7 protein-coding genes and 1 CRISPR repeat array (1 of these 8 only partly in view) are annotated in these 13520 nt (G+C 43.7%); of the genes, 4 read left to right on the top strand and 3 right to left on the bottom strand.

What is annotated here, in order from left to right; all coding sequences use genetic code 11:
* The first annotated feature begins 26 nt into the window (after positions 1-26).
* Complete coding sequence (gene purD, locus QUB77_RS16005) at positions 27-1307, top strand: phosphoribosylamine--glycine ligase (protein WP_333174265.1); 1281 nt, start codon at positions 27-29, stop codon at positions 1305-1307.
* A gap of 170 nt (positions 1308-1477) precedes the next feature.
* Positions 1478-3643: an ATP-binding protein gene (locus tag QUB77_RS16000; protein ID WP_333174268.1), complete on the top strand. Its 2166-nt coding sequence runs from the start codon at positions 1478-1480 to the stop codon at positions 3641-3643.
* A 120-nt stretch (positions 3644-3763) separates the two neighbouring features.
* Here the strand turns inward: QUB77_RS16000 and QUB77_RS15995 are convergent, their stop codons facing one another.
* A complete protein-coding gene (locus tag QUB77_RS15995) occupies positions 3764-5119 on the bottom strand; it encodes an O-antigen ligase family protein (protein ID WP_333174270.1) in 1356 nt (451 codons plus the stop codon).
* On the opposite strand from QUB77_RS15995, the gene QUB77_RS15990 reads away from it, so the two are divergent.
* The gene (locus QUB77_RS15990; protein WP_333323280.1) at positions 5118-6584 is read left to right on the top strand and encodes an SLBB domain-containing protein; all 1467 of its coding nucleotides are present in this window, start codon (positions 5118-5120) and stop codon (positions 6582-6584) included. The genes QUB77_RS15995 and QUB77_RS15990 overlap by 2 nt on opposite strands.
* A gap of 21 nt (positions 6585-6605) precedes the next feature.
* A complete protein-coding gene (locus tag QUB77_RS15985) occupies positions 6606-8837 on the top strand; it encodes a polysaccharide biosynthesis tyrosine autokinase (protein ID WP_333174275.1) in 2232 nt (743 codons plus the stop codon).
* Positions 8838-9092: 255 nt separating this feature from the next.
* Here QUB77_RS15985 and QUB77_RS15980 read toward each other — a convergent pair whose 3' ends face one another.
* Positions 9093-9992, bottom strand: a complete 900-nt coding sequence (locus QUB77_RS15980; RefSeq protein ID WP_333174279.1) for a S1 RNA-binding domain-containing protein — start codon at positions 9990-9992, stop codon at positions 9093-9095.
* 99 nt (positions 9993-10091) lie between these two features.
* Positions 10092-10838, bottom strand: coding sequence for a dienelactone hydrolase family protein (locus QUB77_RS15975; protein WP_333174281.1), 747 nt, complete (start codon positions 10836-10838; stop codon positions 10092-10094).
* 1017 nt (positions 10839-11855) lie between these two features.
* Positions 11856-13520: direct repeats of the CRISPR family, unit length 37 nt; unit sequence GCCGGAAAATACCTAAAACCCTATCAGGGATTGAAAC; it runs 908 nt beyond the window's last position.

The raw sequence follows: 13520 nt of genomic DNA, 5'->3' as shown, positions 1-13520 counted from the left end.
GAACAAAATTTATAGGTGAGGATACTGTGAAAGTTTTAGTTGTGGGAAACGGAGGCCGCGAACACGCGATCGCAAAAAAACTGCTAGAATCTACGCGGATTAAACAAGTATTCTGCGTACCGGGCAACGGCGGCACAGCTACCACCCAAGGCTGTCAAAATCTGTCGCTCAACATCGACGACTTCCAAGGCATCGAACGCTTTGTGATGGTCAACAACATCGGATTAGTCATCGTCGGCCCCGAATTGCCCCTATCGCTAGGCATTGCCGACTATTTCCAACAGAAAAGACTCATGATTTTCGGCCCCACCAAAGCCGGCGCCCAAATTGAATCCAGCAAATCCTGGGCCAAAGAATTGATGCTCGAAGCAGGCATCCCCACACCCAAAGCTGCCGTATTTACAGACGCAGAAGCAGCCAAAGCATACGTTCTGGAACAAGGAACCCCAATAGTCATCAAAGCAGACGGACTCGCATCAGGCAAAGGAGTCACCGTTGCCACCACCGTCAAAATGGCTCACAGCGCCATCAACACCATTTTCCGAGGCGAATTCGGCACCGACAACATCCGAGTCGTCGTCGAAGAATTCTTAACAGGTCAAGAAGTCTCGATTCTCGCCCTAACCGACGGCATCACAGTGGAACCGTTGTTGCCGGCCCAAGACCACAAAGCTATCGGGGAAGGCGACAAGGGAGCCAACACCGGCGGTATGGGAGCCTACGCCCCAGCGCCCATTGTCACCCCGGAACTCATGGAAAGGATTCAAGAAGAAATTCTCGAACCCACCCTTGCAGCACTGCAAAAACGCAAAATCGACTACCGGGGTGTACTCTACGCAGGTTTAATGATTACCCCCGACGGAGAACCCACAGTCTTAGAATTCAACTGCCGTTTCGGAGATCCCGAAACTCAAGCGGTTTTGTCGCTGCTGGAAACTCCTTTGGAAGATTTGGTGCTCGCCTGCTGTCAGCAGCGTCTCGGTGAATATTCTATTCGCTGGAAGTCGGGGGCCTCTGTTTGCGTAGTTTTGGCTTCTGGGGGCTATCCTGGAAGTTATCAAAAAGGCAAAGTTATTAAAGGTATCGAGGAAGCTGAAGCTAAAGGAGCAGAAGTGTTTCACGCCGGTACTCAGTTGAAGCAGCAGCAGTTGGTGAGTGACGGCGGCCGGGTTTTGGGCGTCACTGCGACGGGAGAAACTTTGGAACAAGCTATCTCCAAAGCTTATGCAGCAGTTGATTGTATCCAATTTGAAGGGGTTTACTGCCGTCGGGACATCGGTCGCCGAGCTCTGGGCGATAAAAATTAGGAATTGCGACATCGGCCGCCATCCGAAAGCCAAGCAATCTCAATGTAGAAATGTAACAATGAAGTTTGGTATCTCTGCGGTGGCGGTAGCGGACAAGTCGCATCAGAAAATTTGATCGGGAGCCAACTGAATTGATCTTGCTTTTTATATTGAACTGGTGAACTGGTGAAATGCTGGCCATACTAAACAAAATCGGAGAAATTATTGCCCGCTGGTGGTCGGATTTTACCCTCCAGACCCGCCTGATGGCCGCTGCTACCCTCGTAGTGTCGTTAATTATGAGCGGCCTGACCTTCTGGGCCGTGAATACTATCCAGCAAGACGCCCGACTTAACGATACTCGTTACGGCCGCGACCTCGGCCTGCTGTTGGCGGCAAATGTGGCGCCGCTGATTGCCAAAAACGATCGCTCCGAAGTCGCCCGCTTTTCCCGCCAATTTTACAGCAGCACCTCCAGCGTCCGCTATATGCTTTACGCCGACGAAGCGGGAGATATTTTCCTGGGGATACCATTTTCGGAATCCGAGGTGCAGACTTCCCTGACACTGCGCCGCCAGATCAAACTTCCCGATAATTTTCTCACCGATATTGAGGCGAGAAATTTAACTTCTTTGCCTTTGGTGCGGCAGCATTTGACGCCAGATGGAGAAGTTACCGATGTATTTGTGCCGTTAATTCATGAAGACAAATATTTGGGAGTTTTGGCGATCGGCATTAACCCAAATCCGGCAGCAGTTATCTCTTCAAATCTTACTAGGGATGTCACTTTAGCAGTATTTGTCACAATTTGGGTGATGGTAATTTTGGGAGCTGTATTTAATGCCCTGACAATTACTCAGCCGATCAAACAATTAGTCTTCGGGGTCAAAAACATTGCCAGCGGTAATTTTAAGCAGCGAGTTGACCTGCCTTTAGGAGGAGAATTGGGCGAGTTGATCGGCAGTTTTAATGAAATGGCCCAGAAACTCGAAAGTTATGAAGAACAAAATATTGAAGAGCTGACAGCGGAAAAAGCTAAGTTAGAAACTTTGGTTTCAACGATTGCTGATGGCGCGCTTTTATTAGACGCAAATTTGCAGGTAATTTTAGTTAATCCGACGGGGATGCGGATTTTTGGATGGGAAGGTAAAAAGGCGATCGGAGTAAATGTTCTGAACATTTTACCTTCGGAAGTGCAGCAGGAATTGGCTAGACCGTTGCAGGAAATAGCTGCGGGCGATCGCGAAGGCGGCGAATTTCGCATCTCGATGAGCGAACCACTTAACCGTACAATTCGGATTGTTTTAACTACTGTCATTCTGCACAAAGCGCCCGGTGCCGAACCGTTGTGCAGAAGCTGCATCCGCCATGAGGAAGATACCTGTACCGAGCCACAACGCCCGGTAGCTGTAGAGTGTACTTTCTACGAGCAAACCTCCAAGCATCAAGGTTCGGGAAATTACCGAGAAAGTCTCAAAGGCATTGCCATGACAGTGCAGGACATTACTCGGGAAGTAGAACTCAATGAGGCTAAAAGCAATTTTATCAGCAATGTTTCTCACGAATTGAGAACACCTTTATTTAATATCAAATCTTTTATCGAGACTCTCCACGAGTACGGAGAAGACCTTCTAGAAAGCGAGCGCAGGGAATTCCTAGAAATTGCCAATCGAGAAACCGATCGACTAACTCGTTTAGTTAACGACGTGTTAGACTTGTCGCGACTGGAATCCTGCCGAGTTTATCACTTGGAGGCTGTTGACCTCCCGCAAGCTGTGGAACAAACCTTGCGAACTTATCAGTTAAATGCTAAGGATAAAGGCATTGAATTAGAGCAAGAAGTTGACCCGTATTTGCCGCCTGCTTTAGGTCATTACGATTTGTTACTGCAAGTATTTGCAAATTTAGTAGGAAATGCCTTAAAATTTACTCAGTCCGGCGGCAAGGTGGCTATTCGAGCGTATTTGCTAGAACCGGAGGCGTCCACCCACAAAGACGGTCAATCCGTTAACCAAAACTTGTCACCGGATGCTAAACATTTTCCGGTAGTGCGGATAGAAATTTCTGATACTGGAATTGGCATAGATCCTGAAGACCAACAAGCAATCTTCGAGCGCTTTTTCCGGGTAGAAAACCGAGTACACACTTTAGAAGGAACGGGATTAGGTCTTTCTATTGTCAGAAACATTATTGACAAGCACCACACTAAAATTAATTTAGTTAGCGAAGTTAATGTGGGTACGACTTTCTGGTTCGACTTGGCAGTTTATCAGCCGAAACAAACAGTAGAGATGGAAAATTCTTGGCCAGTGGAAGTAACTGTGGAGAGTGAAACAATTGCAAGTCATATTAAGTGAACCCACTTAATTAAACGTCAAGGGCGATCGGTGTTCATGCCCCGACTTGTTTAACAAGTCGGGGATATGCCTATTCTGTTTAAAGATTCTCCTCATAGGCCTCACCCAACGCTGACATCATTAGTGTGGATGATCCTTAGCTGTGCTATCTAAGCTCAATTTTACCGATAAAACTACATACCAACACCAATAAGTACCAACACCCAATAGTCCCCCCTCTGTCAAATTAGTCATTAGCATAAATGTTAATAAATACAAAGGCAAACCTGACTCTGGAAAACTTCCTTTAACTAGGTACTTTATACCTCTAAAGATATTATTAAAAAATGACCCAATAAACAACAATACTCCAGCCCAACCCAGTTGGCAAAGTATATCAATAAAACCATTGTGAGAGTGGGGTGGCACAAAACCAGTTTTAGCTACTAGAATTCCGTAAGCGGGGTTTTCCAAGCCACGCCAAGACTGCCAAAATCCTAGCATTCCATAACCAAATATGGGGTTATTTTGATTAACTCGATCAATAATTAAAGGCCAAAAATCGGTTCGACCCGTTAAAGTCATATCTTTTCCCAAACCATCCACAACAATAGCCTCTAAATTATTTAATACCAAAATACTTATACCTATACTACCCACCAAAAATAAGATAAAGCAGACAAAAGCCCATTTTATAGGTAATTTTTTTAAGAGTGCTAAATAACTCCACAAACTGATTAATACCACGGTCAAAATCCGACTAGCACCACTACAACCTTTTTGCAATCCTACTAAAGCTATTAAAATGATAAATAATGAGAAATATCGATACTTAGGCTCTTTAAAAGCATATAAAATCCATAAAGAAGCTGTATTAGCCATTTGAAAAGAAAAAGGGTTTTTATGACCTAAAACTCCAGTCCAACAACCGTCCGGCGCTGGATTTCTTTTCACAAGTAACCATAAAGCTAACAAACCAGTTAGCCATCTCAATAATCCATAAATTTCTAACCAACTATACACTTTCCCTACATAAATAGAAACCAGTGTTACTACCCAAATAGCAAAAATAGCCCTAAAAGTAATTTCAGGAGTTTCTGACCACAAGCCCGATAAAGTCATAACCAACAAAAATAAACCTAAAAAAATGTCTCCTGCTATCCATTTAATGCAGATAGAAACTGTTTTTCGGGTTGTTTGAGTTAAGCGGGGAAATATCATTAATATCATGGCCCCATAAATGGCAACTTGACCAATTATCGTTGGGGGTGTAGTTTCTAAATTGTAGAAAATGTTAGGATGGAGTTTGGTAAAAGGCATGGCTATGATACCCGATCCACCAGTTATGGTAAAAAAAAGTATCCCCACAAAAATCTTTTCTAATCTTGCCCCCAATTTGGGATTGCGTGCGACTAAAATATAAATAGTCACAAAGACGATAAGCGTTAAACACAATAGCATCAACGCAAACATCGGCACTCTCAAAATATCTTTCATGGCTTTACCTCTATCATCAAATTTGTTACTAACTATGAAATGGCTTACCCTTCATGCTTTACAACTGCCACTGCTGGCGCTGGTACTCACTCTCTCCTACCCTCAAACCAACCTGGCTCAGTCCCCAGGCCCCGCAACAATAATTAATACTGACTACTATCTAGGCGGTGGAGACAATATTAGAATTGATATCTACGATCTGCCCCAGCTTAGTGGAGAGTATCAAATTCCCGCTGGGGGAGCTATTCAAATCCCAATTATTGGTAGTGTTCCCCTTCAAGGATTAACTTTAGAACAGGCCGCCCAAGTTATCACTAGAGCTTATAGTCGCGTTGTAAAAAGACCTTTAGTTACCATCAGCTTACAAGCTGCCCGCCCGCTCAATATTTGGTTATCGGGTGAAATAAGCCGTCCCGGCTCCTACTCATTACCCCTAGCTAATGGAGGTGGCAACAGACCCTCTGTTCAGTTTCCCACTCTTCCTCAAGCTTTAGAAAAAGCTGGGGGTATTCGAGCTACCGCTGATATCAGACGAGTAATTGTGCGGCGTCGGCTCACGGCTAACAAAGAAATAACTATCACTTATAATCTGTGGGATTATTTACAAACTGGTCAGACCAGCCAAGATATCACCTTGCGAGATGGAGATCAAATCTTGGTTCCTCCTCAAGAAACAATTAATTTAGCAGAAACAAATCAACTTAGTGAATCTACTTTTTCTATACCACCAGAGCAACCCCGTACTGTCTCAGTATTCGGAGAGGTGAAGCGTCCCGGTAGATATGTAGCGATTGGTGGTGATACCCAAAATGGTGAAAGAACTAACGGACAGCCGACAATTATTCGTGCTCTACAACTAGCTGGTGGAATCACATCAATCGCCGATATTCGCCAAATCCAACTCCAACGTTATACTAGAAGTGGCAAACAACAAATTAGAACTATTAACCTCTGGCAATATTTGCAAGAACAAGATACCTCTCAAGATACTATACTACAAGAAGGGGATATCATATTTGTGCCGACAGCGACGGCGATCGACCCAGGAGAAGTTTCTGTTCTAGCTACTGCTAGCTTTGCTCCGGGGACTGTGCAAGTGAGTGTTATTGGAGAAGTCAATACTCCGGGTGGGCTCAAATTACCTCCTAATACTACCTTAAATCAAGCAATTATGAGTGCGGGGGGTTTCAGGCTAAGTCGCGCTAACTCTAGATCCGTGGAACTGATCAGGCTGAATCCTAATGGAACTATATCGCGATCGGAAGTAGCAATTAATTTGAATCAAGGAATCGATGCTCAAACCAACCCACTTATTCAAGATAATGACATAATTATAGTGGGACGATCAAGGACTGCTACCTTGGTAGACACCATTACCACTGTTCTCACACCAGTTAATAATATTATTGGTGGAATTCTCGTTCCCACCCGACTCATAGAGCTACTCAGACTCTTAGGAAATTAGGAATTTCATAAAATTAGCCTTATGGATAAAAAGCTGTTTTCTTCCCTAAAGGATGATCTTAATGGTCACTATCTGTCCGCAGCCTCCCGTAACTACGTAGCTAGTACCCCAGAAGGAGATGACCAAGTCCTTGATATGGGATGGGTAGTAGCTGTGGTCAAACGTCGCCTTCTGGTGATGGCTATAGTAGCTGCCAGCATCGGTACTTTGACTGGTACTTTCGTGATCAGGGCTGCCAAAAAATCTATTACTGAGTATGAAGGAAAATTTACAGTTTTAGCAGAACCGCTTACGACTGACGATCGGCTATCAAAGCTCTTAGTCCAAGCTCAAAGTAACAGTATAGGCATCACAGACTTGAACAGAATTAAGTCATCAGCGGAAGAAGGTTCCTCGGTGGATTATCAAAGTTTAACGCGGGTTTTAAAAAGCCCCGAAGTGCTAATACCATTAGTTAATAAATTGCAACAAAGATATCCAAATTTTGACTATAAAAATCTCAACAACCGCTTGACTATCCAACGTGTTACTTTCTTGCGAGATGGGAAGCAGGGGGGTACTAAACTCCTAGATATTAGCTACCGTGATCGAGACCCCAAGCGCATCAAATATGTGCTGGAAGAAACTGCAACATATTACCGAGAATATATGGGCAAAGAGCGCTTAAGAGTTAGCAAACAAAGTATTGATTTTATCACTAGACAAATATCACCCCTCCAGCAGAAAGTAGATAACTTGCAGCAAGAATTACAAACCTTAAGAATTAAGTATAACTTTAATCAACCAGAATTACGCAGCCGCAGCCTATCAGATCAGCTAGATAGTGTAACTAATCGTCGCCTAGAAGTGCAAGTACAACTAGCAGAAAGTAGGCAGCAATATGAAAACTACAAAAAAAGATCTTTAAATGGCGATAATCGTTGGATTATTGATATTAGCCCCAAGTCTTATGAAAGTTTAATTGGCAAAATAACTGAAATAGAGTCGCAATTAGCTTTAAATTCTACTCAATTTTATGAAAATAGCCTTCCCATTCAATCTTTGCGGGAAAAGCAGCAAAGTTTGCGCGATTTAATGAAAAGAGAAGCTGATACTGTTCTCTTGCAGATGCAATCACAACTAAAACAGTTGGAAGCTCGCGAGCGAGTGATAACTAATAGCCAAAATTTACTGCAAGCAAAAATCACTCAAATGCCCCAAGCTCAACGTCGCTATGATGACCTACAATTAAAACTAGAACTAGCTAAAGATACTCTCAAGCTGTTCATGGAAAAACAAAAAACCTTACAAATAGATGCTGGTCAAATTTATGACTCTTGGCAAATTATATCTAAACCACAGTTAGTCACAAACGAAAATGGTGAGCTCCACCCAGTAACAGAAAAACAAACCCGTCGCCACCTAGCGATCGCGATCGTTATTAGCACTTTACTAGGCATTGCTATAGGTTTCCTAGTAGAAGTTTTAAATACTGTTTTTCATACTCCCGAAGAAATTAAATCAGCAACTAAACGTCCTCTTTTGGGAGTCATTCCGATCGCCAAAGCGATGAAAATTAAGTCTCGTAGAGGTGAAAGGGTTCCCGCTCAATTCACTAGCATAACTTCAAATACTAACGGTGCAAGCTTAAAACGAATAATAGTTTCAAATTCCCAAGATTTTCCTGTAATCGAGGCATTTCACTACTTATACACAAATATTCAATTATTAAATGCTGAACACCCAGTCAGTTCTTTAACCATCACTTCGACTCTTAAAGGTGAGGGTAAGTCAACTGTAGCACTTTATTTAGCTAAAACTGCTTCTGCTGTGGGTAAACGAGTATTATTAGTAGATGCTAATATGCGTTCTCCTCAACTCCACACATACCTTGGTTTATCAAATCTGAAAGGTTTAAGTAATACTTTAAGTTCGGATTTAAGCTTAAATGAGGCTATTCAGCGATTACCTGATGATGACAATCTTTTTGTCCTCACTGCTGGTACTATTCCCCCCGATCCAATTAAATTACTTTCTTCGAGAAAGATGCACTATTTAATGGAACAATTCCTAGCGTTATTTGATTTAGTCATTTACGATACACCACCTTTAATTGGTTTAGCAGATGGTCATTTACTAGCATCTCAAACTGATGGCACAGTTTTGATAGTAAAAATAGAAAAAACCGATCGCGGACTGGTAAACAAAGCTTTAGATCAACTAAATGTAGCGGATTTTAAAGTATTGGGAGTAGTAGCTAATGGGGTTAAATAACCAACGCTGAAATGGAGTTAGAGCGCCAAAGGAAGAAGTAAGACAATTTGGGATTTTTGATGTTTGATTGACTAGAGGTATTCACTTACTAGATAGGGGTTTGGAGTTAGCCTATAGTTGGATTCTTTTGGGAAACTGGTAGAAGAAGTCGATGTACAATGCAAAATAAGTAAATCAAGCTAATTAAACGTAAAACGATCGCGCTCTTAGAGCCCCGACTTCTTAAAGAAGTCGGGGTGGTAATTATATCAAGACTTAAGAAAGAGTCTTTCGAGCACGTTCCGATCGCTCTTCTGCGGTATCCATAACATCCGCCATTTTATCGACCATTTCCCCTGGATAATTTTCTAGTACCCGAGTAGAAAGCGAAATCCGGCCACGACTTTCATCGAGGTCAACCACGATCGCTTTCAGGGGTTGACCGGGGGCAAACACCTTTCCAAGGTTATCAATATATTTTTGGCTAACTTGCTTGATGTGCAGCAAACCGCTAACTCCTTCCAAGTCCACAAACACGCCAAAAGGCTTGATGCTGCTGACTTTTCCTTCTACCAACTGACCAATTTGCAAATCCTTGAAGGCATTCGATTGAGTGGCCATCCGCTGGGAAAGTACGAGTTTTTCTCGTTCGCGATCGACCTCCAAAAAATTCACGCTCAAAGATTGACCGATCAGCGATTCTATGTTATCGCGTTCCACTAAGTGCGATCGGGGAATAAAACCGCGCATTCCCTGAACATCTACAGTCACGCCGCCCTTATTCGCCCCAGAAACCCGCACCTGAAGAACTTTACCGGTTTCCTGCAATTCAATTAAATCTTCCCAAGCTTGCTGAATTTGTAACTGCCGCAGAGACAAAGTAACTTGGCCATCTGCATCTTGTTCGCGGATAATCAAAAAGTCCCGTTCCTCGTCGAGCGGAACCACTTCCGACAAATCCGTTACTGTTCTCAAAGCAGCCTCTTCGATCGGCAAAAAAGCCGAAGACTTGCCGCCTATATCAACATACGCGCCGTTTGAGTCGTACTCGAACACTTTGCCGCGCACTACTTGTCCCTTCTGGAACTCGTAATTGTGCTGTTCGAGGGCTTTAGCAAAATCATCCATTGAAAAGGATGGTTTTGGGCTTTGAGAACCTGTAGATTTGGAATTCATGTCAGTTTAGTTGTCAGTTGTCAGTAATTTAGTTGGCAGTCGTCAGTAGAAAAAATTTTCCCACTCTCCCCATCTCCCTATCTCCCCATCTCCCACTCTCTAAGCTGGTTGAAGTTGCTGATGAAATAGCTGCTTCACCTGCACCCACGAGTCGGCTGCTGCCGTAGCGTCGTAACTGCCGCGGTGGTCGCAGAAGAAGCCGTGATCGGCATTGTAGCGGAAAATTTGGTGAGAAATACTGTGTTTTTGCAATTCGGCGGCGATTTGGTCAACTTGTTCTAAGGGAATGCTGGGGTCTTGAGTGCCAAAAAAGGCGTAGAGAGTGCCTTTAATGTCTGCTGTGCGGGCGATCGTGGGGGTGCCGCCGCCGGGGGTTTGGGTGGCGATACCGGCGCCGTAGAAGGACGCTGTAGCCTTGATTTCGCGCAAAGTAGCGGCGAGGTAGGCGACGTGCCCTCCAAAGCAGAAACCAATGCAGCCAAAACTTTCTGGTTTGACAGAGGGTAGAGTTTTGAGGTAATCGATGGTGGCTTGGATATCGCCGAGAAGTTCGGAAGCTGTGGTTTTTTCTTTGTATTCTCTGCCGATTTGGATGGCTTCGGGGGTGTAGCCGGTTTCAAAGCCGGGGGCTTGACGCTGGTAAATGGCTGGGGCGATCGCCACATATCCTTCTTTTGCTATTCTTTCAGTAACTTCGCGGATGTGCGAGTTGACGCCAAAGATTTCTTGAATTACGATAACTGCGGGAAATTGCCCTAGGGATGCTGGCTGGGCTAGGTATGCAGCTATTTGCAAATCTCCGTTAGGAACTGTGATGTTTTTGGTGCTAATTTCGGCTTTTGTCATAGGTAGTTTTAAGGTAAATGCCACTCTACTGATTTTAAGTTAATTTGGGGAATTTTTAGGCAATTAGCCAATAATATTTTTCCGAACAGCGAAGCGCAAATACCGCAAATAGGGCAGGTAAAAATTGGCTAATTAGTGAAAGTTTAGGTTGTTGTGCGGAATCAGTCTGGGAAAATCACTACTAGCAATTAATTGGGGTTAACTCCCCGTAAAATATACGTTTTTGTCTGTGATTTGCTCAAATATAGATTTTAATAAACCTAGGGTTAAGAACATTTTATCTGGCTTGTTTGTGAGATTTTTCAGAGAAGTGTCTAACTGGATTAGCTGTTAAATATGATCTATTTTTTTTTACTATATAGGAGTATTTTTTAAATTATGGATGCGGGCTAGGACTCAAGTCTAAGTTACGATCGCCACGACGAACAAAGTCATCCAACCAGTTGAGGAGATGGGTGCAGGCTAGGACTCAAGTCTAAATTACGATCGCCCCGCCGAACAAAGTCATCGAACCAGTTGAGGAGAGTGATTCCGGCTAGGACTCAACTCTAAAGGGCGATCGCCACGCCGAACAAAGTCATCGAACCAGTTGATGAGATGGATGCAAGCTAGGACTCAGATCTAAAGGGCGATCGCCACGCCGAACAAAGTCATCGAACCCAAGGAAGACTGTATTTTGTTTTTTCCGCTGTACGCCTGCTGTCACGCTAAGATCGAAGGTATTGGTGGGGTAGAGCCCGTTGAGCGCACAATATTTTTTGCTTAGTTTGCGTCCATCGGTAGGTGTTAAAATCGGAGTATCCAATTTTTTGGCTCAAACTCATGTGCAGCAAGAGTTTGATGCCCCTCGTGTCAAAAAAAGATTAACGAAAAGTCTGAAAGCTTTACAGGATAAGGTTTTGGAGTGAGTATGGAAACTCGGGTATTGACAAGCCGAAGGCTGGAATGGTACTTTTGTTGGAGATGGACGCAACTGCACCTTGAAAACCAAATACACCGTGGCTTCTGGAACGGGCGGCCGGAAAATACCTAAAACCCTATCAGGGATTGAAACAAGAACGCAGCTATCAGGAATAGACAGAAGATATTCGCCGGAAAATACCTAAAACCCTATCAGGGATTGAAACGTCAAGATCGGATTCTGATCGGATTCGACACCGGGCCGGAAAATACCTAAAACCCTATCAGGGATTGAAACAAACCCTTGATGGAACGACTAGAGCCCGGTGAATGCGCCGGAAAATACCTAAAACCCTATCAGGGATTGAAACCTATGCTAACCCTAAATCCTTAGCCAGGGTTGCTGCTGCCGGAAAATACCTAAAACCCTATCAGGGATTGAAACTTACGTTGACGAACAGCATAATTGTATCCCTTGACGCCGGAAAATACCTAAAACCCTATCAGGGATTGAAACGCTTCAGCTAATCCTGAACGAGCTGACAACTGTCGCGCCGGAAAATACCTAAAACCCTATCAGGGATTGAAACAGAAAAAGGTGGAGCCGTTGTCTCGCCAACTACTGCCGGAAAATACCTAAAACCCTATCAGGGATTGAAACAGAGTCTCTGGGTCTGTCGCATTGAGGGAGCATAGGCCGGAAAATACCTAAAACCCTATCAGGGATTGAAACCGTAACTGCGATCGCTCTCTGGCTCACTCCCCTGGTGCCGGAAAATACCTAAAACCCTATCAGGGATTGAAACTAATTGGATGGCTTTACCGTTCGGTCACTTTGTCGCGCCGGAAAATACCTAAAACCCTATCAGGGATTGAAACGTCTATTAAGCTTTCTCCAAACGCACTGAGAGTAACGCCGGAAAATACCTAAAACCCTATCAGGGATTGAAACCCTCTGCAATTTTTGATTAATCGCCATGCAGGGCGATATGCCGGAAAATACCTAAAACCCTATCAGGAATTGAAACATTGCCTAGCGAGTGCAGGAAAAACATCAAAAACCTGCCGGAAAATACCTAAAACCCTATCAGGGATTGAAACATGCCAGTAAACACTTTTAAATTATTGTCATTAAGGCCGGAAAATACCTAAAACCCTATCAGGGATTGAAACCAATTCTTCCACACCTGCAAACCTAATTTCCATATAGCCGGAAAATACCTAAAACCCTATCAGGGATTGAAACTGATAATTCCTGCCATCAAACCTGCACTAATAACGCCGGAAAATACCTAAAACCCTATCAGGGATTGAAACCTGAACCCATAAACTCCTCAACCATCGCCAAAGGCCGGAAAATACCTAAAACCCTATCAGGGATTGAAACGCGACCTTCTTTAGTTACAGCCATTATCTAGAGGCCGGAAAATACCTAAAACCCTATCAGGGATTGAAACTCCCCCCCCTTCCCCCACCTCCGCTTTTCTCTCAAGCCGGAAAATACCTAAAACCCTATCAGGGATTGAAACTACAGAAATCTTAAAATGAGTTATAATTCTAGTGTGCCGGAAAATACCTAAAACCCTATCAGGGATTGAAACTAGCCGAACCGTTGCGTTTATTGTCTTCTTTCCCGCCGGAAAATACCTAAAACCCTATCAGGGATTGAAACCTGCAATTTTTGCTGCAAGTTAACGAGGTGCGAATCGCCGGAAAATACCTAAAACCCTATCAGGGATTGAAACCTCCATGCCAACTATAAATATTTCCCCAGTATCCAAG

The sequence above is a fragment of the Microcoleus sp. AT9b-C3 genome (assembly GCF_036705485.1).
Classification (GTDB): domain Bacteria; phylum Cyanobacteriota; class Cyanobacteriia; order Cyanobacteriales; family Microcoleaceae; genus Microcoleus.
Note: the sequence above shows the minus strand (reverse complement) of the source record. Positions and strands in the feature narration are given on the sequence as shown.

Excerpts from the sequence above, each read along its gene's own strand:
- QUB77_RS16000 (WP_333174268.1), top strand. The coding sequence starts at position 1,478 with ATGCTGGCCATACTAAACAAAATCGGAGAAATTATTGCCCGCTGGTGG.
- QUB77_RS15990 (WP_333323280.1), top strand. The coding sequence starts at position 5,118 with ATGGCTTTACCTCTATCATCAAATTTGTTACTAACTATGAAATGGCTT.
- QUB77_RS15995 (WP_333174270.1), bottom strand. The coding sequence starts at position 5,119 with ATGAAAGATATTTTGAGAGTGCCGATGTTTGCGTTGATGCTATTGTGT.
- QUB77_RS15985 (WP_333174275.1), top strand. The coding sequence starts at position 6,606 with ATGGATAAAAAGCTGTTTTCTTCCCTAAAGGATGATCTTAATGGTCAC.
- QUB77_RS15980 (WP_333174279.1), bottom strand. The coding sequence starts at position 9,992 with ATGAATTCCAAATCTACAGGTTCTCAAAGCCCAAAACCATCCTTTTCA.
- QUB77_RS15975 (WP_333174281.1), bottom strand. The coding sequence starts at position 10,838 with ATGACAAAAGCCGAAATTAGCACCAAAAACATCACAGTTCCTAACGGA.